Origin of the sequence: Bradyrhizobium sp. USDA 326 (assembly GCF_049739485.1) — a bacterium.
Lineage (GTDB): Bacteria > Pseudomonadota > Alphaproteobacteria > Rhizobiales > Xanthobacteraceae > Bradyrhizobium.
The window spans coordinates 1578426-1602001 of record NZ_JBMGQA010000001.1; the positions used below are offsets into that span (position 1 = coordinate 1578426).

Here is a 23576-nt window from a genome sequence, read left to right on the forward strand (position 1 = left end):
AGAGAGCCGTGCAAACAGCAATACTACAACTACATGATCTTGTAGGCTTACCCCTGCTGTTGACGTCCTTGAGACGCGATCGCTATTCTTTCTGACGTCACAATCGGTGGTCTGTGGAATGGGCAAACTTGACCGCATAACAAGAACATCTAGCCCGTCTTATTCACGATGTGCCAGCGAGAAGAATGCCACATTTGCGTTCCCGGGGTGGGGTCGCGAGTGAGGGTTGCGGAGTTTTCCGCGGTTTGCGTCGAACGTGGGGAACGCGTTTGAGGAGCGATGGGGATGAACGGGGCATCAGCCGCCCCGTTGGTCACGGCGGTTGAGGGAAGAATGCGTTGACAAGGCCGCGGAACAGGTCGGCCTCGGGACAGGCTGCGGCGAAGGCGATGCGGATCCGGCTTGTGGTCTCGACGATGCGGGCGGCGATCTTGAGAAGCCTGAGCCTGATCGTTGCGAACTCGGCGGTGGCGAGGTCGCGCGGTTTCGGGATCCTGTCGCGCACGACGAGCACGAGCCAATAAGCGGCGGTGTGGAGCACGAGGCGGACCTGATTAGCGAGCGCCGAGCGGCAGCTGGTCCGATCGGAAGCGAGCTGGCTCTTGTGCAGCTTGATCAGGTTCTCGGCCTGTCCACGTTGGCAATAGAGGCTGTCGTAGATCCATTGAGCCGAGCCGATGCCCAGGCTGGTGACGACATAACGGATATCGAGCCCGTGCTCGCTCGCCTCGATGCGGGCGACGATGCGGCGCTCGTGGTGCCAGGAGCCGGCGGCGTGGCGGACCTCGGTGTAGTCCCGCACCACCGCCTTGCCTTCGATCGCCCTTTGGACGCGGGCCGCGTCGGCGATCTGCTCGACCTTCACGGCGAGCGGCTTGGTCCCGGCCACGGCGAAGACGTAATCGATGCCGTATTGCTCGCAGAACTCCATGGCTTCGGGGCGGGCGTAATGGCTGTCGCCGCGGAAAGTGATGCGCGTCGTGGGCCAGCGCTTTCGAATGTGACGGACGAGGCGGCGCAGATGGCCACGAACTTCGAGGCCGCCCGGCACCTTACCCGGGCGCAGAACGACAGCAACCGGCCGGCTGCGCTCGGTATCGTAGACATGGATCGGCAGAAAGCAGTGCTCGTCGTAATGGGCGTTGAACAATGATAGCTGCTGACGCCCATGCACCACGTTGACGGTGTCGTCGATATCGAGCGTCACAGCGCCCGGCGCGCATGAGTAGCTGTCCATCCACAGGTCGACAAGCGCATAGCTCAGTCGGATCGTCTCGCGCAGGTCAGGGGCATTCTCCAGCCGCGACAGGGTCGGCTGCGAGCAGAGGTCCAAACCGCTGTCCGGTAGACGGCCGCAGGCCAGCTTGAAGGCCGGATCGCCGCGCAGCTGGTCGAGATCATTGCCGTCCTCGTAGCCGCACGCGATGGCGAAGATCCGGGCGCGGATCAGATCGACAAGGCGATGTGCGATGCGGGCCGGATCGCGCCGCTCGGGAAAAACGCGCGCCAGTTTCTCCGAGACCTTGGCATGACCGTCGGCCAGCGACAGCAGCATGACGCCCGCATCCGACGTCAGTCGCCCGCCATCGAAAGCGGCTGTGATCTTCTTGCGTCCGACCGCTGGAAATATGAAGGGCAGAATCGTATCGTCGACCATGGCGGGTGTGGCGGCCTCGATGTCAGCGCAGAATTGGTGTCAGCAACCAAATCCTACGCCCCATCAGCGGCTTACGCCACACCCGCCAGCCACTTCAAAGCTCATCGTGAATAAGACGGGCTAGAGCGTTCGGACGAGCTCTTGTTCGAGCCGCCATCCCATCCTCGCGATCGAATTTGCAGTGACGTTGGGTCCGCTGTGGGAGATCGGGGCTGTAATCCGCGGGAACGCGAGCGAACGGAATCGGCCGGGCGCCTGAGGGCAATAGGCTCGCACTCGGAGATCAGGACTCCGTAGGGCGCAATGACCATGAGCATACATCCGGCCACGCCGATCACGATGATGCAGACGGCGAATTCGAGCCAAGCAACGCGGCTACCCTTCTAACGGCTTCGTTTGGCAAGCACGATGACGGCGCGGCCGACCTGAATTACCAGCATCGGCGTCAGGCTGTAGCCCGCGACAATGCTCCACATCGCGAGCGTCGGTGGCAGACGTGGAAGACCTCTGTCATCGGCGGCCAGTAGAGTAGCTAGTTTCGCCCTCATCTCGTGGCAAGAGGTTAATCGGATGCGTGTGGCGAGAATAACATCAAGCCGAAAGAACACCGAATTCCAGAGTACGCCTAAAGGTTGCCTGGAAGTCGGCGCGAACGTTTGATCCGCGCTTTGGCGAGTCCGAGCCGTCACGGCGCAGGACAGCGCTTCTCTATCCGAGCGAACGGTCGCCCGCAGCGTCCGCGCCTTAGTCAACTCAGGTGATATTTATTGAGTAGTTCTCCAAGCTCAGTCGCTTCAATCTTTTTTAGAATGAGCTCGCGCAGGAACGCAGGTCCCGGGATCTCAATTTCATTGCCGTCGCGCAGTCTGCCCATTGCTGCAAGCAGCTTGCGAATATCATAGGTCGAGTTGAATACCTCGGGCACGCCACCACGTTCAATCTTGAGGAGGATATACACGGCTTCCATCGCGGTCCGAACGGAGTATTCCGTCGTGAAGATACAATCCCGTTCCCCCGACTCCGCGAACTGGCCGATGAAGGCGAAATTGACCGCATCTTTCGGCACAACATCTGGCCGATCGCCCGCCTGCCGCGGCATGAAGAAGGAAGTGACGTAGGGCATCATCACCGGGACCGTCTTGGCGGCCCCAGCGGCGAGTTCCGGTATACTCGCAACCGGCACACCGAGGTGATAAAGCCATTCTTGCGTGATTTCCTCGCCCGTACAATCTTGCATCGGTTTCCTCACGTAGTCGCCGGCTTTATCGACGAATAACGAATAGGCCCAGACGACGACTTGATCGCTGGGCTGGCGCTTGAAATGCGGCTGGCGATTTGTGGTCCAACTGAGCAACCAGCTCGAATCTTTCACCGTAACGATGCCTCCTGTGACAACCTTGCCGCTGAACGGATCGCGTTTGGCGATCTTGCGGATGTATGCTGGAATGCGTTTGTCCAGGGTCGTGATCGTCGCCGATTCCCATTTGCTTGCAGGAATATTGCCGCAAAAGACATTTGGGCGTCCAAAGGCCGCATCTTTGGCCGCAAGACGCCGCCACAGATCCCAGGCGGGCGCCGGTCCTTCGTTGAGCCTGGCGGCCGTGTGATGGTCCCCCATGTCCGAGTTTTCGGTCAGCGACCCGATCGTCATGAAAACAAGATCGTCGGCGCCAATAATGAGACTGCCCTCAATGCCATTCTCCAGCCAGCGGATGGCTGTGGCTTGCTTGCGGCCACGCTTTATGTCGAAATCGATATCGGTGACTACGACCCCGTAGCGAAAGTTGACGCCTTGCGCCAACAGCCATTTGGATAACGGCAGAACAAGCGATTCATATTGATTGTATTTGGTAAACTTCAGCGTACTGAAATCCGGCAGGCCGCCGATATGGTGGATGAATCGATGCAGATAAAGTTTCATCTCGAGGGCTGAATGCCATTCTTCAAAGGCGAACATGGTCCGCCAATAGAGCCAGAAATTGCTGTTGAAGAAATCTCTCCCGAACACTTCGTCGATGCGCTTGGTCTCCATCTGCTTACGAGTGGCAAGAAAAAGGGCAATCAGCTCTTTCTGGGCCTGTTCGCTCAGTGTGAAGAGGCCATCGGTATGGGCATCCTGCCCCTGCTTCACCGTCGCCCGCCGTAGTGTGTAGTTCGGATCATCCTTGTTCAGCCAGTAAAACTCATCGAGCACGCTGGCGCCTTCAAGTTCGAGCGATGGGATCGAACGAAACAGATCCCAGAGACACTCGAAATGATCCTCCATCTCTCTACCACCTCGAATCACGAATCCCTTTTCCGGATCCTGACAACCGTCCAACGCGCCCCCCGGAACCGTCTGTCGTTCGAGGATGGTGATACGGTCGCCACGCATCTGCCCGTCGCGGATCAAGAAGGCCGCGCCGGAGAGCGCAGCCAACCCCGAACCAACGAACCAAGCTGTCTTGCTATCCACGCCGGCGGGTTTGCGGGGCCGAGCAAAAGCTTCGTAATTTCCACTGGTGTAATACATCGCGACATTCCATCTCGTTTGATGTGACAATCCATCCGCTGATAGTCAGAAGATGTTTTCGACCGCCTGCCCCTTCTGCGGGACGCCGATCGTCAGACCGCCATCGACGACGATTTCGGAGCCGGTAAGATAAGAGGACTCGTCGCTAAGCAGGAACAAGACTGCCTGTGACACTTCCTGCGGCTCGGCTGGCCGCGCGAGCGGAATTGGAAAACTGGAAAGATCGATGTTCTCTGTCATCCGAGTGTTGATGAAGCCCGGATGGATAGAGTTTATGCGAACTCCGGACGCGGCGGCCTCCAAGGCAGCGGACTTCGTTATGCCCCGCACGCCGAACTTGGAAGCAACATAGGCGTGAAGCCCAGGACTACCCCTCAGCCCCTCGACCGACGAGATGTTGACGATCGAGCCTCCGCCCGCGCGGCGCATCGCAGGTAGGGCAGTCTGCATTCCCAAGAATACACCGGTGAGATTGACAGCCAGGGTCTTCTCCCACTGCTCGAGCGGGAACCGCTCGATGGGAGCCATGCTCGCTATGCCTGCATTGTTGACGAGGCCGTGCAGCGCGCCGAACTTGCCCTCCGCAGCCGCAATCGCCTGGCACCATTCCCCTGGCTGAGCGACGTCTTGACGCACATAGATCGCGGATGGGCCAAGTTCGGCCGCGAAAGTCGCTCCTTCATTGTCAAGAATATCGGTGATCACGACTTTCGCGCCCTCGGCTACCAGCAGGCGCGCATGAGCGGCCCCCATCCCTCGAGCCCCGCCGGTTACCAAAATGACTTTTTCGCTCACACGTCCCATAACTCTTGGTTCCCTCGATCAGTGGCGGTGCAGGGTTTTACAGAATCAAAAAGGATGACGGGCATGTTGATCAAAATGGTTGAGAATGAGCATTGGAAAGTCGGGCAAGCCAAGAGTTGCGGTCTGCACCACGCCCCGGACTCTTGCCGATCTGCCCTCTGCTACGCATCATCTTTGATGCCCAAAGCCTGTGCGCAGTACCCGTGTAAATTGGCGCTAAAGCACTTCAGTAACGATTTCACGTCGCGAACATGCTTCCGCCGCTCAGGCGTTAGCCATCCTTTGGATTGTTGCATTGGCTTTGCCGAACTATCCCACCTTCTAGACGCCGACAATTTGCGACCGAATTTCCTCCGGTTTCGGAGATAGGATCGGTACCGGCGAGGGGAGCGATACCGGTGCCGAACGGTGCTGAGCTCCTTGTGGATCGAAAAGTGGGGCGCAGAACGCATGAGGTTCTCCTAAGTCTTGCGAATTGGAGTATCCATTCCGTGCAATCGGCGCGCCGAGACTCTGATGGGAAGTCAGCCTCACGTGACTCTTACACAGGCGCTGGAGGTCTTCCGACTCTCCACCGAGACGGCGATGTCAGGGCCTGCGTTTTCGACTATGCGAGCGATAATGTTGCGCTGATCTGGTTTAATCGAGACACAATGGCGATAGCCATGCTGTTGCGAAAACTCGTGAGAGAGCCTCATCGACTTTCTGTCCGCTACTTGATCATGTCGGGCTTTCGACATCGCGTCGTCAATCGGACAAGCGAGGAAGGTAACAGAACAAGGGTCGAAAGTTGTCGGGTCACTCGTACCCAATTTGACGTCAGCCAGTGAGCCGTATAAACCGCACGAGGTGCCTGGCATCGACGTTGCATAACGACTGATAGACAAATTGGAATCACCCACTCGCCTTGACGTCATCATCGGTGAGCAGGCTCCGCCGGAATGGATGCACAATCAGGCGCATCCGGCAGCACAGGACAGCTGCCGGCTTCTAGAATGGAAAAGGTCAAGCGTGTCGGATGTTTTCGGATCGTTTAATCCGGCGGATTGACGTGCAAGGCGTAGACACGGCACTGCGGCCTCGCGTAGCGAAGATCGCTATCACCGGATCGATGTGCCGCACGGACTACCGAACCCACATCGCTGCCAGCGCAGTACAGTCGCTTCAGGGGCGCTTCAACAACCGGAGAGGCGCGGTGAGATGAATAGCGCAATCTCCAACCGCGCGAATTATTCTGAGATCAAGGAGGATGCGATGCCCGACGTCAAAGGCATTCCGCTTGATGCGCCTCTTTACCATGGGGGCAAAAATCGTGGCAGTGCGTTTCTCGGCTGCCAAGCCATAAACCTTATGTTCAGCGTGGGGCACGAGGCGAATTGTTTATTGCCGAAGGAGCTAGCACGTGCAGCAAACCCTGCAATCGCCATTGTGGGGGTCGCGAGCTATCGCTCAAGCACTGTCGGGCCATACTTGGAGTGCTATTCAGGAATTCAAGTTCGTGATCCCGACGGCGAGACTGGCTACTACATCCCTTACATTTACGTGACGGTAAATGATGCAGCTCTCGCCTCGGGACGAGAGGTTCTTGGTGCTCCAAAAAAGCTGGCGCACATTAGACTGATCAGAGAAGGCGGTCTAATTCAGGGTACGCTCGAGCGTCCGAAAGGCAAGCGCCTGCTGACCCTTACCGCTCAACCAGACGAGCGCATGAGCTCGGATTCGCGGCAGATGTATTCTGCGCGGACGAATTTCTACTCGGTTCGGCAGCTGCCGCCCATCATTGAGTCCGGGAAGGGAGAGGTCACGCAACTCGTCAAATGGTGTACGGACCGAACGTTGCGACGCGACGAGCGTGGCGAAGAAGTTCTATTTACTGGACCAACCTCCCTAACTTACGACTCCCCCTCGATTATCGATCCCGTGCACAACTTGACAGTTGGCCAAGCCCTGCTCGGCACATACGAGGAGTATGACGCAAGGCTCGAGGCCATTGATATCCTTTCGGAGGAATCAAACCCGGTAAACAGATGATCGACGAGCTTGAAGAATTCATCCAATCCTAAATTGCTGCCAGGGCTGTCGGTTTGCCAGCTGACGGGCGGTATGTGGGGTTCGCCTCCTCCCGGCGACTCGTTCTGGAAGATGGTCGACAAGGGCCGGCTTCAAGACCCACGTCTACAACAAGAATAGCGGCAATAAGGAGAAGAAGGCCGACGTGGCGATCGCCACAGCCATGATGGATGGGCGTTCAACATCATCGACAAGGACAACGACGATATCCTCTGGTTGCCTCGTCAGAAGCAGACGAAAGAGCTGCGCCGGACATGTCGGCTACGGGCCCATGTGTGGACGTATATGGACCCCGCCCGATTGCAACGATCGGCTTGATCAGGATCGACGGCCACAACTGCTGACGTATATCCGGCTTCTTGATGCGGCTGGACAACGTCTCCGCCGCGAGCCTCGATGGTTTTCGCCCGCTTCCACCTCAACGGCCCCGAGACATCGGCGCAAGCCGTGCCGGTCCACACATCAGGTTCGGGAAGCGACGGGGTGACCGTTTCGCCATCTCCTGCCATTTGTTGCAATTGCCGGGTGAGACCTCCTTTCCTTGATTGCCGCCTCGCTTCAGGCCGCCTTCACCGACAGCGCCGGCTGATAAGCCGCGTCGCCCGTGAGCATAGCCCACACGATCCGCGCATTCTTGTTGGCAAGAGCCACGGCCGCGACATTGGGATGGCGCCGTTGCCGCAGCTTGCCGAGCCAGAGGCTTCGCGGATCCTGCTTGCCAGTAGCCCGGCTTAAAGCGGCGCGAGCTCCGTGAATCATCAGCGTCCGCAGGTATCGATCGCCGCGTTTGCTGATGCCGAATAAGCGGGCCCGTCCTCCACTGGATCGCTGCTTCGGTACCAGGCCAAGCCAGGCCGCGAACTGGCGGCCGTTCTTGAAACAGCTTCTATCGCCCACGGCGGCGATCAAGGCTGTTGCTGTCACAGGTCCGATGCCTTCGATTTTGCCGAGCCGCTGGCACTGCTCGCTTGTACGGAAGATTTCCCTTATCCGCCGGTCATAGGCTGCAACGCGGGTATCAAGCTCGGACAACTCCTCTTGCAATTCCCTCATGAGCGCTCGGAGCATCTCGCTGAGGCCGTCATTGATGTTCCCTACGATGACAGCGAGGCCACGCCGCAGCTGCGCGATGTCACGGGCAATGACAATCCCATGCTCGGACAGAAGACCGCGAATCTGGTTGACGAGCCATGACCCGGTCGGCGACCAGGCGCCGGCGAATGCGGTGCACGGCTTGTACCACCAGCTGATCGGTTGATTTCGGTGGCACGAAGCGCATGGACGGACGGCCGACCGCCTCGCAGATGGCTTCCGCATCGTTCTGGTCGTTCTTGTTCGACTTGACGTATGGCGTCACGAACTGAGGGCTGATCAGTCGGACCTGATGGCCAAGCTCCGTGAGCACGCGAGCCCAATAGTGTGCCCCGTTGGAAGCCTCCACGCCGACCAGGCAGGCCGGTAAATTGGCGAAAAAGCCGGCCACCGCATCGCGACGCAACCTCTTTCGCACAACGACTTTCCCGTGGTTGTCGACGCCGTGAACTTCGAAAACATACTTCGCCAGATCTAGACCAATCCGAACGACCTGCATGACATCCTCCTTCACTGTAGTTGACGCTCGAGATTCCACCGCGGCAAGGGCGGGGTCCATACCATTGGCTCCGGGTTGGCAAGGAGAATCTTCACTTTGCGGCGTTGGTCGGAGCGGCCATGTGTTCGGCCTGTTTGCGCGGTTCACGTGACCGCTGGCCATAATGCCCTCCGCGGATCAGGTCCCGATCAAAAGCACGCATTCGGAGATGCCGTGGCCCGTGTGGGTTGTCCTGATCGCCGGATCGACCGGCGCTGCATTAAGTGCTGTTCGCCCTTCCAACCGCACGCCGGCATGCCCGGCGTAATCTCGTTTACGCCATGAGAGCGGCGGGTTCGTTGTAGCGTTCGTTCCTCGCCATCATCGCCCAGGCTATCCTGGCGAGTTTGTTGGCGAGCGCGATGGCAGCGACCTTAGTTGCTCGCCGCGCCAGCAGTGCGGAGAGCCAGGGTCGATGCCCGTTCCATGGATTTTCGCATAGCGGATCACGGCGAGTGCGCCGGCGGTGAACAGGCTGCGCAAATAGCGATCGCCCTTCTTGCTGATGCTGCCAAGCTTGTCCTTGCCTCCTGAGTTTGCCCCCAGAGTTTATCCAGTTCTGAGTTCGCTCAAGCCATGGATTTGCCCAGTTGGGCGGTGGTAGCGACGGGAGCTGGCGCGGAGCCATCGGCATAGCGCAGCGCCAGATCCCGGCGCGGGTGGCAGGTGAAGGCGAACTCGGAGGGCGTCTTCCATCCGAGCTGTGAGTGCGGTCGTGTGTAGTTATAATCGGCACGCCAGCATCCGAGTGCGACGCGGGTCTGAGCCAGCGACGTGAACAGCGTCTCGTTCAGCAATTCATCCCGGAGCCGACCGTTGATGGGGAAGACGGCCCCGCTCCCTCGGCGCCAGCGATATACTGGCGATGTACAGACCCGCTAACAGGAGCTTTTCCTATGGAAGTCGCGACAATCGGATTGGACATTTCGAAGCACGTGTTTCACATCCATGCAGTTGACAGCCAAGGCCAAGTGAGCAGTCGCCAGCGCCTCCGGCGAGGCGAGATCATGTCGTTCTTCTCCTCGCTCGCACCTTGCTTGGTCGGCATCGAGGCCTGCGCGACCGCTCATCACTGGGCGCGGGAGATTCGGCAGTTTGGACACGATGTAAGATTGATTCCGCCGGCCTATGTCAAACCCTACGTACGAAGAGGAGCCAAGAATGACGCCGCTGACGCGGCCGCGATCTGCGAAGCCGTCACCCGTCCAAATATGCGGTTCGTTCCAATCAAGAGCGTCGAGAACCAAGGGTTCTTGATGCTTCATCGTGCAAGAGGCTTGCTGGTCCGCCAGCGAACCATGGCAGCCTGCGCCATTCGGGCTCACTTTGCTGAGTTCGGAATTATTGTCGGGCAAGGCCGGCAACGGGTGGATGGTCTGGTGGACTTGTTGGATGACGAGGGGTTGACACTACCGGCCCATGCCCGCATCGCACTGGTCGTTCTTGTGAACCAACTGAAGGAATTGGAGCGGCAGGTCGAGGCCATCGAGCGCGAGCTGGCTCAGATCCAGCGAGCAAATCCGATGGCGAAGTTGTTGTCCTCCATTCCCGGTATTGGTCCCATAACGGCCACGGCTCTCGCTGCGACCGTGCCGGACCCGACAATGTTTCGCTCTGGGCGAGAGTTCGCGGCCTGGCTTGGCCTGACACCTAAGCAGAATTCAACTGGCGGGAAGGATCGGCTGGGCAGGATAACAAAACAGGGCGATTCCTATCTCAGGCACTTGCTTGTGATCGGAGCACGTAACGTCGTTCGGTACCCAAAGGCACGCTCCAGGGTCGGAGGCGGCTGGATCGAAGCCCTGCTTGAACGGCGTCGGCCCATGGTGGTCGCCATCGCCGTTGCCAACAAATTGGCCCGGATCATCTGGGCAATGATGACCACCGGGGAATTCTATCGGCCTAAGCTCGCGGCTTAACTTTCCCCGTATCCTGGCCACCTTATGGTGTGAGGGCAAATGACAGCATGATGGACACCGGCGGAGCTGGGGATCGAGCAAGCCCGAAGAGCTTTAAGCGCACAAGCGCGACCCGTTGATGAGGCCTCGATCCGCGATCTCCATCAGGGCCAGCGGCCATGGCATCGGTCGCACTAACAGGCCGTATACATGAACGCACCCGACCAGTATCCAAAGTGCTGCCAAAAATCCCTTGCATCCGCGGGGCCGTCTATACATGAAGCTTTCGATGAAGCCATTCTGCATGGGCTTGCCCGGAGCGATATAATGCCAGGCGACGCGGCTCCGATCGGCCCAGGTCAGGATGGCGTTGCTGGTAAGTTCGGTGCCGTTGTCGCTGACCACCATCTTCGGCTTGCCGCGCTCCATCACCAGCCGATCCAACTCCCGCGCCACCCGGGCCCCGGAGAGCGAGGTGTCGACCACCAGCGCCAAGCACTCGCGGGTACAGTCATCGACCACGGTCAAGATGCGGAAGCGGCGGCCATCCGTGAGCTGATCGGAGACGAAGTCCAGTGACCAGCGGTCGTTCGGTGCTATCGGCACCGTCATCGGCGCCCGGGTCCCGATCGCCCGCTTGCGGCCGCCACGGCGGCGCACCACCAACTTCTCTTCCCGGTACAGCCGGAATAGCTTCTTGTGGTTGATCGCAAAGCCCTCCCGCTTGAGCAGAACATGCAGGCGCCGATAGCCGAAGCGACGGCGCTCCTGGGCGATCGCCTTCATGCGCTGGCGAACGCCGGCATCATCCGCTCGGGTCGTCCGATATCTCATGGTCATGCGGCAGCAGCCGATGGCTTTACACGCCCGCCGTTCGCTCATCCCGTGGGCATCCACGAGATGCGCGACAGCCTTCCGCTTGGCCGCGGGCGTCACCACTTCTTTCCCAAGAGGTCCTTCAACGCCGCATTGTCCAGCATGGCGTCAGCCAGGAGCCGCTTCAGCTTCGTGTTCTCGTCCTCCAGCGTCCTCAGCCGCTTGGCCTCGGAGACGTCCATCCCGCCATACTTGGCCTTCCATTTGTAGATGCTGGCGTCGCTCACGCCGTGCTTGCGGCATAGATCGGCGACCGACATCCCGGCCTCGTGCTCCTTCAAGATCCCGATAATCTGCTCTTCCGTAAAGCGGCTACGCTTCATGCTCTGGTCCTCGTCGTGGCCCAGAACCGATTGCAGGCGTCTGCGAGGAACGGAGCGCCTGGCATTCGCCGCCTTCTCGGCCCGGTGTATAGCGCGACAATCAGGATGAGAGCGTCGTATTGCCTCACGTATCGATGCTCCCGGGCGCGATCGGTTGCCTCGTTTATTTTGCTCCTGGCTTGGGTTGAGGAGGAGGCCGGGTGCGGAGATGGCCGGGGTTTCGGAGCGCCCGGCCTCCTCCGCTGGCAGCCGGTACATCATTGCGTTGTCGTGACCTCTGACCTTGGTGGCATTTTCTCCGTAGGAGCGAACAGCAGCGCATTCGCTTGCTCGCTGCGCCAGGATTTAAGCCGCCGTTGAAGCGTTCGAAGAAGCTTGTTCGGGTAGGCTCCAGGATATTCCACCTGCAGGCGGGAGAGCAGCTCGCTGCCAGTCCGCCAGGGCTCGGCTTCAAACCATTTTCGCAAATCGGGCGTTGCGCGAATGAGCGGGTCGGGACGACGCCGGCCTCTTTTCGCCGTCACGATTGGCCGATCCGTCGGTCGCATAGCACCGTCCTTCCAGGCCGTTCGCAGGCTTGCCAGGAAGCGATCGGTCGATTGCGATGCCGCAGCAGGATGGGCGATTGGTTGAGTATCTGCGAGGGCCGCGAGGCGCTCCTGCGCGTCGCGGATGTCGCGCAACAACGCGACCGGATCGAGAGCGGAATAGATTTCTTCGAGATGGTGGCGGACTGCGTCAGGCGTGCGGGCGTCGGCGGCCAGGCGCTGGTGGGGTGTTGCCGGCGCGCTGTATGTCTTGCGCACACGAGCACCGTCGCGCTGCTTGGCTATCAGCTTGAACGAGGGTTGGAAGAAGTTTACGAACAGCCGGGCTGCTCGATAGAGTTCTGCCAGCAGCTCGGCCGCTTCGAGGCCTTCGAACCGACGATAACCGACCATCCTGCGCACGACCGCGCCGTTCTTCTGCTCAACGAACGCCTGGTCATTCTTCCGGTAGGGACGGCAACGCGTGAAGACAATGTTGGCTGCCTCGCAATAGCCTTTCAGCGTCTCGTTCATGAACACCGTATCATTGTCAGTGTCGAGGCCGAGCAGCGCAAAAGGCAAATGTTTGCGCAATTCCGTCAGCACCGTGCTCAACAGCGTCTGTTCGCGCACGATCAGGGGAGCGCACTCTGTCCAGCCGGTAGCAATGTCCGTGAGCACGAGGGTCTGGATAAAGCTGCCGCGCGCAGATGGTCCGCTATGCGCTTCAAGGTCAGCCTCGACGAATCCTGGCGCCGGATCGTTCCAATCCGCCGACGTCCGTATTGGAACACTGCGACGCAGAGAATGCGCTGTGTGCCGCCGGCGCTTGCGACCCAATTTTTCTCGGATCGGCACCAATACGCGGTCAATCGTCGCAGCGCTCATCGCCAAAAGCTTGGCGCGGATCTCGGGGGCAAGGTCGAGGTGGCCATGCCGTTCCATCGCCTCAATTAGCGCAGGCATTAACGCCTTCAGCCGCTTCCCGCAGATCCGGTCTGACGCTTCCCAAAGGAGCACGAGCGCATTGTGTTCTGCCTCATTATAGATCCGACGTCGCGGCCGTCGGCCTGGGCGTGCGTCTTCCTGGCCTCGAAGTAGTCGCATCGCATGCTTGCGATGAAACCCAGTGATGTCGACGAACTCGTCTAATATTCGCGCCTTCTTCGCGCGATCCGAATGCCGATAACGCACGCCTGCCGCCGCCGTCAGTTCCTTCCGCGTTGCCATGCTCAGCCGCCCCATCTGCGCCCCCGCTTGTCCCCGATCCAGGGGAGCAATTTACGTGAGGCAACGGCTCAGCATCCGGTAACAATTAAGGCGAGGCAATGCGGAGTCTCACCCTGATCGCCGCCGCGCACCGGTGGTAGATTTCCCGGTTTCGCTCGGAATCGGCAGCATCGGCGGTGCCTGCGGACGCATTTTGCTGAGCAGAACAGATTGCTGCCATCGACCTCAGCTGTGAGGATCGTGCCGAGCCACTCGCGCCAGTGCGCCGGCATGTCGAACCGCGCATCCGCAGACGCAAAATGGTGCGGCGTCATCCCTTCGAGCGGCACCGGGTCGTCGAGTTTCGCGCTTAAGGCGGTCGAGCAACAATTCACCAACTTTAGGCCGTGGCCAAAATCGCAATAGGCAGGACCTGCTGCGGTTACGCGGCCATCCTCGACCGCGTTCGGCACTGCGCTTGAGAAGCATGGCGTGCATGTGAGCGATGACGGCGGGCATGGGAAGACGCTCGTCCACTTGGACGGCCATTGAGGTCGGCGAACTACGGTTCGGCGGCTTCGCCGATGACGAAGGCAAACGTCCCACACGCTGGACCTGGCTTCACGGTATACATCCGAGCTGGCCGCGGACAAGGACTTACCGAATGCACCGCTTGAGACGTTCGGGATTTTCTTCGTGCATCCTGATGAGCTCCGTCAGGTTTTCGATGCCGAAGTCGGTGAACGCCACGACCTGATCACCCATACCATCAACCCAGATGACGCCATCCTCCGTGTCCATTCCGTTGGCCACGTCCCAGACCCAGTCCTCGTCTTCGCCGAGGTCTTTTGCGACGCGTGCGATGGTGAAGAGGCGTGAACTTTGTTGACGTGCATGGCTACGCCCCCTGGGCGGAGGACCTCGACGCAGAAGGCGTCCAGTTTCAGGGCAGCAACTCGTGAGGGCGGTTCTGCGGCATGTCGGCAATGCGCGCGAAGACGTCGGCAAGCCAGGCTTTCGGGTCGATGTCGTTGAGACACGCCGTCATGAGAAGCGTGGGCATCATGGCAGCCCCGCTCCGCGCCGCGATCAGAACCAGCGAACACCCGTGACTTTCTTCCCAGAGCAAAACCGCGCAACGGTCGCTCCGCTGCATTGTTAAAGGGCATGATGTTTTCAGCGCTCAAACCCGGTGGAGAGGACCGGTCGGCCGGATTAGTCTGTCCAAGCCGGGATAGGGGCGCTGGAGCACGAAACGGTGGCAGGCCGCCATGACCATGAGCTGTGAGCTCGCTTTGTTACTTGGCCGCCCCTACGACTTGCCCGGCTGCGCTGCGAGCGCGGATCCGTAGATGTCGTGCAAGCCACTGGCTCCTGAGACAGAGGAGAAGCAAGCATGCAAATCGTCGGCATGGACATCCACCGATCCTTCGCCCAAGTAGCGATCCTGGAGGACGGAACAATAATCCGACAGCTCCGCGTTGATCTCGTCCACGATCGGCTTGTCGCCTTTGCCAAGACACTCAGCCTCGAGGATGAGGGGGTCATCGAGGTGACGGGCAACAGCGCGGCGGTCGAACGTATTCTACGTCCGCATGTTAAGCGCGCCGCGGTCGCCAATCCGAGCCTCGTTCGGGCGATCGCCTATGCGCGAGTCAAAACGGACAAGGTCGATGCTGGGACCCGGGCAAAGTTGCATGCTGCTGGCTTCTTGCCGGAGGTCTGGGTTGCTGACGAGGACACCTACAGCCGCCGGCGCCAGATGGCCGAGCGCGCTGGCGTCTTGGCGCAGATCATCCGGATTAAAGGACGCATGAAGGCTATCCTGCATGCCAACCTCATCCCGCCCTACAAAGGCCATCTCTTCGGCAAGCACGGACAGCATTGGCTGGACAGTCTGCCTCTTCCATCGGAGGAGCGTGCGATGCTCCAGCGTCTGATCACGGAACTCGAGCGCGTGACGAAGCAACTATCGGAAATCGACAAAGTCGTGGCCCAACAGGCTCTGGACGCTCCACGGGCTCTCAAGCTGATGACGATCCCCGGCGTGAGTTCGGTCGTCGCATCGAGTGCACTGGCCTCCATCGGCGACAGCGCACGCTTCCAATCACCGGATAAGCTCAGCAGCTACTTCGGTTTGACCCCTCGAGTTCGGCAATCGGGAGAGCATCCGGCAAGGCATGGTCGTATCTCGAAACAGGGCAATCGTGACGCCCGCAAGATGCCGGTTGAAGCGGCCTGGTCGGCCAAGACGGCGCCCGGGCCGCTGCGGGCCTTCTTCAATCGCATGCAGAAGAAGCATGGGCCTGGAGTCGCGGCCGTCGCCACGGCACGCAAGCTCGCAGTGATGATCTGGCACGTCCTGACGACCGGGAAAGATTATGCTTACGCACGACCGGCGTTCACAGCGATGAAACTCCGGAAGGTGGCACTCAAGGCTGGAGCGCCTCGTGCCTACGGCAAGGCTGGCTCGGGTCGGGACTACTGGATCAAGGAACTGCGTGAGCAGGAAGCTGGCTATGTCGCACGCGTCGAGCAGGCGGACGAGCGGATGGTGGCGGCCTGGAAGGAGAAGCCAAAAAAAGTGGCCTTGAACTGACGATAGGGCTTCTCAACACCATCCGTCGTCATGCAGATCCTTCCGTCGTGCACAAGGTGGGCAAAGCCTTCCCAACTGTTGAGCAGATTGTCGATCGGCTTAATCATGTTAAACGAATGTGAGAGCCGGGCAAACTCCGTCAGAAGCCAAGTCTCAAGCTCAGTCAGCAGTTGCGCGCTTCTCTCCCGGCGGATCTGCAGCCGCTCCTCAGTGCTAGGCCCATAGATGTGGTGCTCGATCTCGAACAATTGGTCGATCCGGCGAAGCGTTTCCAGCGCGACGGGCGAGATCGCCCTCGCCGATCTTCCGCGGCGAGCCTTCTGGGCGATGTCGGCAAGTGCGAAGAACGCCCTCCGGCCATGTGCCCAACAGAAGGCGGGCGTGGCCGGAATCGCCTTGCGTCCGGGATCGAAGAGAGCGTTAAACCCGGTATAGGCATCAGCCTGATACCGGCGAAGTTCTGAAGATGCCGCGCGGGATGCTCGCCGCGCCGCTCATGTGAGGCGTAGAACGGCGCCGCCGGAGGATGTCTGAGCGCGCACGCCCCGCTTCTTTGACTACAGGATGATTTGGATCCCAGTGCGCCGTAGCCACCTCGACGGCGCTTGCAGCTACCCAAGCGCGCTCATCGGTAAGTGCGCAGCGCATCTGCACCTGGTCGCCAGCTCGCATGTCTAACCAGACCCAGCGACGCTCTGCGGCGATGACGGTCATGCCGGGTTGAAGCGTCGCAAACGCATCACGACCAGAGATTTTGATCACAGCGCCCTCCGAGGGAGAAGTGGCAGACGGGATTGGATTGCATGTCAACGCGTTACTCAACTGCTATATTTGGGAGGCAACGGTCGCTACTGCGCGCCCAGTACGGCGTGTCAATCGGCCCATTACGTAATTGCGGGTTACTGTCAAGCTGCCATTGTTCTCTCCAGTGGCACGCCGCTCGCGATTGCTCCGTCGGAGCTGGTCGGGATTGCGGAGACGGAGCGATCGTGGATGGCGAGACATCGCCTAGCGGGATTGGATAAATCGATGTCGTTGGCGGCTTCGGCGCAATTGGGTTGATGTCGCAGTTGGTCATGTTCCTTTCGGAGGTCGGGAGCGCCTCATGATGATGTCCGGATCGGGCGGTCCCATGTCCGGCTGGCAAGCCATGTATCACCCGCGCGCGCGCCGTCTCCGCTGCCCCTGTTCGCGCTCGGCGAACTGCTTACGTTACCGCAGATGATGGCGGTGTTTTGAGATGATCCAATATCTTCGAGCCTTCGCTAAAGGAGCTCGACCGGCATTTCTCCGCGAAGTCCAGGTGGCACTTCAGTAGCTCAGAGGGACTTTTGCAGTCGGCAACGTTCTTCAGAAAATTGGCTTGATCGTGCAGAGAAGAAGCAGCCAATCGGAACCCGTCCTTCAGTGCCGTAACGAACAGGTTTCTTGTCGCTTCGATTGATTTTTGCCATTCCGGAAACGTAAATGAAATTCTTGATATAGCTGCCGCCGAACCTCCAATGCCATCGGCAGCGCCACCTGCTCCAGAGGCTGATGCCTGAGCCAGCTCGGGCCCTGGACGTGTCCGCCGCTCGCGGTTCTCGTCTTCGGCTGTAGTCGCGGGCATTCGATATCTCCCAGGGTTCGCTACTCAGTTCCCATCGTCAACCTTCGAAGGGACTGTACCACAACCTCCAACATGTCATACCTACCTCATTTGGTATCGCTTGATCGCAAGGAAGAAGCACGACGTCCACTGGACGATCTTTCCTCGAAAGTTGGACTTCTCTTGCTTCGGGTGTGAAGGCGTGAAGGACCTGGCCGGTGGCGGTGCAAACCGCGTCGACGGTTCTTGCGGCAGCCTTTCGGAGCAGATGTTTGAGCTTGGCAGAGACCTGTTCGATCTGGTTCAGGTCGGGTGAGTATTTTGGCACGAAGAACGGCTTGGCTTAAGCGTAGCGGATGAGCTGGCGCACGGCTTTACTTCTGTGGCTGTCGAGATTGTCCACGCCATGCTTAGTTGCCTCATTATCGCCCCGCGGTCCCATCCTATTGCGGAGCAAATTACGTGAGGTAACGGCCCTGAAGTGGACCCCGGATTGTGGACCGGCGGCTTAGGTGGTGCGGATGCCGTTCCGTTTTGATAAACGGAGCGGACCATGAAGAAGACGAGACGGAAGATCGATGCGGCACTGAAGGCAAAGATCGCCTTGGAGGCGCTGCGAGAACAATCAACGGTGACGGATCTGGCGCAGCGCTATCAGGTGCATGTGAACCAGATTTATGCGTGGAAGAAGCAGCTTCAGGATCAAGCGGTTCGGGCGTTCGACGCGGGCGCTGGTCGGGATGGCGAGGCGGCCCACGAACTGGAGGTCGAGAAGCTCCACGCCAAGATCGGCCAATTGACGGTCGAACGAGATTTCTTAGCCAGGAGGTCCGGAAGATGAGCGCGCCGGATCGCCGAGGATTGCTTCAGCGCGATCATGAGAGTCTGTCGATCCGCCGGCAATGCCAACTGCTGAGCGTTGCGCGATCGAGCGTCTATCGGCCGCCGCGGCCGGCCAATGACAACGAGCTTGAGCTGATGCGACGGATCGACCAGCTGTTCACGGCCTGGCCGTTCCTGGGCTCGCGGCGGATGACGGCGATGCTCAATGGCGAAGGCTGTCGCATCAATCGCAAGCGCGTGCAGCGGTTGATGCGCAAGATGGGCATCGCGGCGCTGGGACCAAAGCCCAGAACCACCACGTCGGCGCCGGGACACAAGATCTTCCCGTATCTCCTGCGCCAGATGGTGATCGACCGGCCGAATCAAGTGTGGGCGGCCGATATCACCTATGGTGCGCCTCGCCCCACAGTTGGGGAAGCGTATGACTGGAATGCAAAAGAGAAAGGAGGACTGGAAAAAAAGTGACTTGTTCCCTGCTGTGAGGGGACATGAGCCCAAGCGGCGGTGACCTGTCGTCAACTGGCAGGGTGACGTAGCCCGCAGGTAAAGGGGATTGAGGCGAAGCCGTTAAGCCGAGATGGTCCCCGAGGCTGAAGTATTGGAAGGTTGAGGAACACGAACCGGTTTACCCGCATCTGAGGGCTGAAATGTCGCCTCCGTCTACACGGCTTAACAGGTGGAATGCTGATGATGTTGCCGGACAGATAGGACGGCCTGCATCCGAACGCGAGCCCAGATGTAAGGACGCTCGCGAGGGTCATGGGGAGAACGCAGCCAGACCATGGCATCGGCATCGACTTGCGGAAAGCAAGGGAAAAGACTGCGACCGGCAGCCTCACCAATACGATGACGTCCAGCATATGAACGAGGGAAGGCATGATGGAATGCCCACGATGCTTTGCGTCGCAAGGGAGTTGACCCTGATGTCCACCATGCTGGCGGAGGTCCCGTAGTAGTCCGCGGCAGGGAAAGCCTGCCACATGGCGAAGGGGAACAGTTCAAACTGCTTGGAGTGCAAACTACCTGACCGAATGAGGTGAAGACCTTTGATAATCAGTGAAATGCAGCACAAGCTCGCGACATGGGCCGAGAGCGATCCGAACCGAAGGTTCGATCGCCTCCTTCGGCTGATTGCCACCCGGGAATGGCTTGCCGAGGCCGCTCGGATTGTTCTGGCGTCAAATGGCGCACGAACACCCGGCATCGACGGAATAGATAAGCAACGACTGCAGGTCAGACTGGATCAGCATCTGGATGACCTGCGGAAAAGCTTGCTGGACGAGAGTTATCGCCCCCAGCCGGTGAAGCGAATCTATATCCCGAAGACCAATGGCAAGCTACGCCCACCGGGTATTCCGACTCTGACGGATCGCATCGTCCAACGAGCCATGCTCATGGCCATGGAGCCAATCTGGGAAGGCGACTTCCATCGCCTATCCTATGGCTTCCGGCCTGAACGGAGCGTGCACCATGCCGTCCGCACCGTGAAGATACAGCTCCAGGATGGAGCCGACATGACGAGGGGCCGCTGGATCATCGAAGGTGATCTGGCAAGCTACTTCGACACGGTCCATCACCGGCTGCTTATCAAATGTATGCGGCGACGAGTGCAGGATGGGCGGTTTGTTGATCTTCTCTGGCGGTTCCTGAAGGCAGGTCACATTGACCGTGACCTGTTTACAGCCTCCAGCGAGGGTGTTCCGCAAGGTGGCGTGCTGTCACCGCTCTTGTCCAACATCATGCTCCATGAGTTTGATGCGTGGCTGGAGGCGAAATACCTGAGCGACAAGGCTCGCAAGGACCGCTGGGCATGGAACTTCGGCATCAAGTTGGGCCGCCCTATTACGGTTCGAGAGAACCGGCAATGGAAGCCGGCGGTTGCTTATTGCCGATACGCTGACGACTTTGTCGTCATCGTAAAAGGGACCAAAGCTCAAGCAGAGGAAATCCGCGAAGAATGCCGCGCCTTTCTGGAAGGCAAGCTGAAATTGACGCTGAATATGGAGAAAACCCATATCACCCACGTCAATGACGGCTTCGTCTTTCTGGGGCATAGGATCATTCGCAAGCGAGGGTCGCACGGGCGCATGTCCGTCGTCACAACGATACCCAAGGAAAAGGCGAAGGGGTTTGTTCGCAGGCTCACTGAAGCCCTTTCCGGCAATCATAGTGTCAGCACGGTCGACATGATCGCTGGCCTGAACCGTCAACTGGCGGGATGGGCAGCGTTCTACAAGTTCACCGACTTCACCGCGCACGTATTCCGGCGTATCGACCATGTCGTATTCTGGAAAATGGCGCATTGGCTGGGGCACAAATACCGATCTCGCATCAAACCTTTGATGCGGAAATGGTACCGAACCCCGGAACCGGGCAAGGCGAAAACCTGGCTCGTGTTTGGTCGGAATGAACGCGGCGCGCTGCACGGAAAAGCACTTTACCGGCTTGTCTCAAGTCCGAAGGCGCAGTTCCGGTGGCGCAATCCGGAGGAAAATCCCTACATCTTCCGAAAAGAAACCCGCAGCACTGTCACCTCGCACTACCATGATGTTGCTATGGCCATGGGCCAAGCTTGAACAGAGAGCCGTATGCGCTGAAAGGTGCACGTACGGTTGTGTGTCCAGGTAAAGCTGGCATGTTCAGCAGGAGATGGTCCTGCCGGGGTAGAAGTCAGAGCCCCGTAGTTTGGATAGCAGAGGAGATGGAAACAGAACTTCTGAAGCCTATCGACAAGGTCTCCTTCAGGGAGATCCACGAGTCACCGGGCTGTAACAACAGTGAACGCGTTGTGGCCTCGAAAGTGAGTAAATCCGAGGGCCGAGCTCGCAACCGTAGGGCGAAGGCAGCATGAACAGCCGAACACTGACCGATACGGCTGTTTATCTCGGCGGGGTGGAAGCGACGGCACGGTGACAAGGACATGCTGAGCAACTGGAGAAACCCTCCTCGTCCCGGCGAGAAATCGACGGAGCAAGGTAGGCCGTATAACCGGCGACACCGGGAAATCGGCCGAAGGCGAGAGGGTGGCGGCTGGGTTCGGAGTAGCGAGGAAGCGGAGTAATGTCCGTGGAGCAAAGGGGCCCTGCCATTTGTGACGTCTCCAACGTAAGGAAGGCAAGGACGAGATGACAAAGGCGTCCATCGATTTGCAGGACCTGAGGCGGAGGCTATACGTCAAGGCGAAGGCTGAACCGTCCTGGCGTTTCTGGGGTCTATACGTCCACGTGTGCAAGATGGAGACTCTGCGCGCGGCGTATGAGATGGCGAAAGAAAACGACGGCGCACCGGGAATAGACGGGGTGACGTTCGAAGCCATCGAGGCGCGAGGTGTGGAGTCGCTGCTTGAACAGCTAAGGGACGAACTGACCGGGCGTACCTATAAGCCACTTCCCGCGCGACGGCAGGAAATACCGAAAGATGGGGGTAAAGTCCGCATCCTCTCGATTCCTGCAATCCGCGACAGAGTGGTGCAAGGTGCGCTCAAGCTCATACTCGAACCTGTCTTCGAGGCGGATTTCCAACCGGGGTCGTTTGGATATCGTCCCAAGCGGGCAGCACATGATGCGATCAAGCGAGTGGCTGAAGCAGTAGTCCAACGGAAGACGCGAGTTCTCGACTTTGATCTGAAAGCTTACTTCGACAATGTCCGGCACGATCGGCTGTTAGAGAAGGTGGCGCAACGGATCGATGACGCGGATATCATGCATCTCCTGAAGATTATGCTGAAGGCCTCTGGCAAGAAGGGCGTTCCGCAAGGCGGTGTGATCTCGCCGTTGCTCAGTAATCTCTATCTCAATGAGGTAGATAAGATGCTGGAAAGAGCAAGGGAAATCACACGCAGTGGCAAGTACACCTACGTCGAATATGCGAGATTCGCTGACGATCTGGTGGTCTTGATTGATGCCTACAAGCGACATGACTGGCTAATTGGAGCGGTAACTAAGCGGTTACGGGAAGAGTTCGCCAAGCTGCGGGTTGAGATCAATGATGAAAAGAGCCGCGTTGTCGACTTGGAACGAGGTGAGAGCTTCGGCTTTCTGGGGTTCGACTTCCGCTATCTCCGCAGTCTGCGCGGGGTGATGCGGCCGCACTACGTGCCCAAGCTTAAAAAGCGGACGGCGCTCCTGCGGGCGCTCAAAGAGGTGTTCCGCCGATATCGATCGCAGCCGATTGAACGGGTGATAAACCTGATCAACCCGATGCTGCGAGGATGGGTGAATTACTTCGCAGTTGGGCACTCGAGCGAGTGCTTCAGCTACATCAAGGATTGGGTGGAGAAGAAGGTCAGACGCCATATGGCGCATGCTCGGAAACAAAAAGGCTTCGGCTGGAAGCAGTGGAGTAGGCCGTGGTTGTACGACGCGCTAAAGTTGTTCAACAGCTATCGAGTGCGCCGTGGCGGGTCGAAAGCTGTTCCGGCATGATCAGGTCTCATAAGCCTTGGCGTGAAGCAAATGGGTGCGCGCAGTGCGGGAAATCCGCATGCTGCGTTGCGACGTGGCGGGGATTGGAAACGTGGCTTGCCCGGGGGCTCACCCCGGGTAGACGGCGCGCCAGTCCTCGACCCTACCTGTGAGGGGCTGAGGGTGAAACTCCCTCGGCCCACTCGACAGTTCTTCACCGGCGAAGAGTTTTTCCAGCACGTTTTCCCGCACGAGCGTTCGGACCTGAGCCATTAGCGCAAGCGGGCGCATAGGACTGGCGCAACGGCACCGCGTGAAGCTTCGCCAGCTCCACCAACTTCTCGCGCGCCCGGTTCAGCAGCTTCGCATCGGTGGGGAACGTCACGTTCTTCGGCTGCACCGTGGTGTCGACGATCACCCGCGACAACTCGGACGGCTTGATCGCCTCCGTCCTAGTGGCAACCGACACGCTATCCTGGATCAACGCAGCCAGCCGCTCCTCGCCCGTCCGGTTGCGCCAGCGCGTCAGCGATGAGCGATCGAACACCAGGCGGTGCTGGAAGAATTGGTAATAGATCCTATGCAGGTATGGGCTGGAGCTTGAGGTTATCATCTGGTGCCGACGCTAAACATCCGG

14 protein-coding genes and 7 pseudogenes are annotated in these 23576 nt (G+C 59.2%); 7 read left to right on the forward strand and 14 right to left on the reverse strand.

Features of this window, described 5'->3' with window-relative positions:
• Window positions 1-313: 313 nt before the first annotated feature.
• From ABIG06_RS07560 to ABIG06_RS07570, 3 genes are all read right to left on the reverse strand, one after another.
• Complete coding sequence (locus ABIG06_RS07560) at window positions 314-1657, reverse strand: IS1380 family transposase (protein WP_370112523.1); 1344 nt, start codon at window positions 1655-1657, stop codon at window positions 314-316.
• 748 nt (window positions 1658-2405) lie between these two features.
• Window positions 2406-4169: an oleate hydratase gene (locus ABIG06_RS07565; RefSeq protein WP_424578161.1), complete on the reverse strand. Its 1764-nt coding sequence runs from the start codon at window positions 4167-4169 to the stop codon at window positions 2406-2408.
• A gap of 45 nt (window positions 4170-4214) precedes the next feature.
• Window positions 4215-4973: a glucose 1-dehydrogenase gene (locus tag ABIG06_RS07570; RefSeq protein WP_370137490.1), complete on the reverse strand. Its 759-nt coding sequence runs from the start codon at window positions 4971-4973 to the stop codon at window positions 4215-4217.
• 1200 nt (window positions 4974-6173) lie between these two features.
• Between ABIG06_RS07570 and ABIG06_RS07575 the strand changes: the two genes are divergently transcribed.
• Window positions 6174-7004 (forward strand): acetoacetate decarboxylase family protein, encoded by an 831-nt coding sequence (locus tag ABIG06_RS07575; protein WP_370137489.1) that lies wholly within the window; start codon window positions 6174-6176, stop codon window positions 7002-7004.
• A gap of 597 nt (window positions 7005-7601) precedes the next feature.
• Here ABIG06_RS07575 and ABIG06_RS07580 read toward each other — a convergent pair.
• The 3 genes and pseudogenes from ABIG06_RS07580 to ABIG06_RS07590 all read right to left on the reverse strand — a co-directional run.
• Window positions 7602-8634: pseudogene (locus ABIG06_RS07580) on the reverse strand (IS110 family transposase).
• A gap of 372 nt (window positions 8635-9006) precedes the next feature.
• Window positions 9007-9219: a transposase gene (locus ABIG06_RS07585; protein WP_424578572.1), complete on the reverse strand. Its 213-nt coding sequence runs from the start codon at window positions 9217-9219 to the stop codon at window positions 9007-9009.
• A 23-nt stretch (window positions 9220-9242) separates the two neighbouring features.
• Window positions 9243-9491 (reverse strand): annotated as a pseudogene (locus ABIG06_RS07590) (integrase core domain-containing protein); the annotation flags it as partial.
• Window positions 9492-9569: 78 nt separating this feature from the next.
• Between ABIG06_RS07590 and ABIG06_RS07595 the strand changes: the two are divergent.
• Window positions 9570-10592: an IS110 family transposase gene (locus ABIG06_RS07595; protein WP_424578162.1), complete on the forward strand. Its 1023-nt coding sequence runs from the start codon at window positions 9570-9572 to the stop codon at window positions 10590-10592.
• Window positions 10593-10850: 258 nt separating this feature from the next.
• On the opposite strand, the pseudogene ABIG06_RS07600 reads toward ABIG06_RS07595, so the two are convergent.
• From ABIG06_RS07600 to ABIG06_RS07615, 4 genes and pseudogenes are all read right to left on the reverse strand, one after another.
• A pseudogene (locus ABIG06_RS07600) lies at window positions 10851-11770 on the reverse strand (IS3 family transposase); the annotation flags it as partial.
• A gap of 257 nt (window positions 11771-12027) precedes the next feature.
• Window positions 12028-13542, reverse strand: coding sequence for an ISNCY family transposase (locus ABIG06_RS07605; protein WP_424578163.1), 1515 nt, complete (start codon window positions 13540-13542; stop codon window positions 12028-12030).
• Window positions 13543-14163: 621 nt separating this feature from the next.
• Window positions 14164-14307, reverse strand: coding sequence for a hypothetical protein (locus tag ABIG06_RS07610; protein WP_424578164.1), 144 nt, complete (start codon window positions 14305-14307; stop codon window positions 14164-14166).
• 142 nt (window positions 14308-14449) lie between these two features.
• Window positions 14450-14666, reverse strand: a pseudogene (locus ABIG06_RS07615) (transposase domain-containing protein); the annotation flags it as partial.
• 251 nt (window positions 14667-14917) lie between these two features.
• Here ABIG06_RS07615 and ABIG06_RS07620 point away from each other — a divergent pair.
• Window positions 14918-16105: an IS110 family transposase gene (locus ABIG06_RS07620; protein WP_370140853.1), complete on the forward strand. Its 1188-nt coding sequence runs from the start codon at window positions 14918-14920 to the stop codon at window positions 16103-16105.
• Here the strand turns inward: ABIG06_RS07620 and ABIG06_RS07625 are convergent.
• From ABIG06_RS07625 to ABIG06_RS07635, 3 genes and pseudogenes are all read right to left on the reverse strand, one after another.
• Window positions 16063-16631, reverse strand: a pseudogene (locus ABIG06_RS07625) (IS66 family transposase); the annotation flags it as partial. The gene ABIG06_RS07620 and the pseudogene ABIG06_RS07625 sit on opposite strands and share 43 nt — an antisense overlap.
• A gap of 681 nt (window positions 16632-17312) precedes the next feature.
• On the reverse strand, window positions 17313-17714 hold the full coding sequence (locus ABIG06_RS07630) for a hypothetical protein (protein ID WP_370137482.1): 402 nt from the start codon (window positions 17712-17714) through the stop codon (window positions 17313-17315).
• Between the two features lie 169 nt (window positions 17715-17883).
• Window positions 17884-18093, reverse strand: a pseudogene (locus ABIG06_RS07635) (transposase); the annotation flags it as partial.
• Between the two features lie 153 nt (window positions 18094-18246).
• Between ABIG06_RS07635 and ABIG06_RS07640 the strand changes: the two are divergent.
• The 4 genes from ABIG06_RS07640 to ltrA (ABIG06_RS07655) all read left to right on the forward strand — a co-directional run bounded on the left by ABIG06_RS07640 (window position 18247) and on the right by ltrA (ABIG06_RS07655) (window position 22960).
• Window positions 18247-18534 carry a transposase gene (locus ABIG06_RS07640; RefSeq protein ID WP_126262243.1) on the forward strand — a complete coding sequence of 96 codons (288 nt, stop codon included), beginning with the start codon at window positions 18247-18249 and terminating at the stop codon, window positions 18532-18534.
• Between the two features lie 137 nt (window positions 18535-18671).
• The gene (locus ABIG06_RS07645; protein WP_424578165.1) at window positions 18672-19001 is read left to right on the forward strand and encodes an IS3 family transposase; all 330 of its coding nucleotides are present in this window, start codon (window positions 18672-18674) and stop codon (window positions 18999-19001) included.
• A 581-nt stretch (window positions 19002-19582) separates the two neighbouring features.
• Window positions 19583-21112 (forward strand): group II intron reverse transcriptase/maturase, encoded by a 1530-nt coding sequence (gene ltrA, locus ABIG06_RS07650; protein WP_424578166.1) that lies wholly within the window; start codon window positions 19583-19585, stop codon window positions 21110-21112.
• Window positions 21113-21661: 549 nt separating this feature from the next.
• Window positions 21662-22960 carry a group II intron reverse transcriptase/maturase gene (gene ltrA / locus ABIG06_RS07655; protein WP_370137478.1) on the forward strand — a complete coding sequence of 433 codons (1299 nt, stop codon included), beginning with the start codon at window positions 21662-21664 and terminating at the stop codon, window positions 22958-22960.
• 268 nt (window positions 22961-23228) lie between these two features.
• Here the strand turns inward: ltrA (ABIG06_RS07655) and ABIG06_RS07660 are convergent.
• Window positions 23229-23513, reverse strand: a pseudogene (locus tag ABIG06_RS07660) (IS5/IS1182 family transposase); the annotation flags it as partial.
• Window positions 23514-23576: the final 63 nt, after the last annotated feature.

Bases quoted from the DNA above. Each gene is read 5' to 3' on its own strand.
- ABIG06_RS07620 (WP_370140853.1), top strand. From the start codon at position 14,918: ATGGACATCCACCGATCCTTCGCCCAAGTAGCGATCCTGGAGGACGGA.
- ABIG06_RS07640 (WP_126262243.1), top strand. From the start codon at position 18,247: ATGAAGAAGACGAGACGGAAGATCGATGCGGCACTGAAGGCAAAGATC.
- ABIG06_RS07610 (WP_424578164.1), bottom strand. From the start codon at position 14,307: ATGGACACGGAGGATGGCGTCATCTGGGTTGATGGTATGGGTGATCAG.
- ABIG06_RS07595 (WP_424578162.1), top strand. From the start codon at position 9,570: ATGGAAGTCGCGACAATCGGATTGGACATTTCGAAGCACGTGTTTCAC.
- ABIG06_RS07570 (WP_370137490.1), bottom strand. From the start codon at position 4,973: ATGGGACGTGTGAGCGAAAAAGTCATTTTGGTAACCGGCGGGGCTCGA.
- ABIG06_RS07575 (WP_370137489.1), top strand. From the start codon at position 6,174: ATGAATAGCGCAATCTCCAACCGCGCGAATTATTCTGAGATCAAGGAG.
- ABIG06_RS07645 (WP_424578165.1), top strand. From the start codon at position 18,672: ATGCGACGGATCGACCAGCTGTTCACGGCCTGGCCGTTCCTGGGCTCG.
- ABIG06_RS07565 (WP_424578161.1), bottom strand. From the start codon at position 4,169: ATGTATTACACCAGTGGAAATTACGAAGCTTTTGCTCGGCCCCGCAAA.
- ABIG06_RS07630 (WP_370137482.1), bottom strand. From the start codon at position 17,714: ATGCCCGCGACTACAGCCGAAGACGAGAACCGCGAGCGGCGGACACGT.
- ABIG06_RS07605 (WP_424578163.1), bottom strand. From the start codon at position 13,542: ATGGGGCGGCTGAGCATGGCAACGCGGAAGGAACTGACGGCGGCGGCA.
- ltrA (WP_370137478.1), top strand. From the start codon at position 21,662: ATGACAAAGGCGTCCATCGATTTGCAGGACCTGAGGCGGAGGCTATAC.
- ABIG06_RS07560 (WP_370112523.1), bottom strand. From the start codon at position 1,657: ATGGTCGACGATACGATTCTGCCCTTCATATTTCCAGCGGTCGGACGC.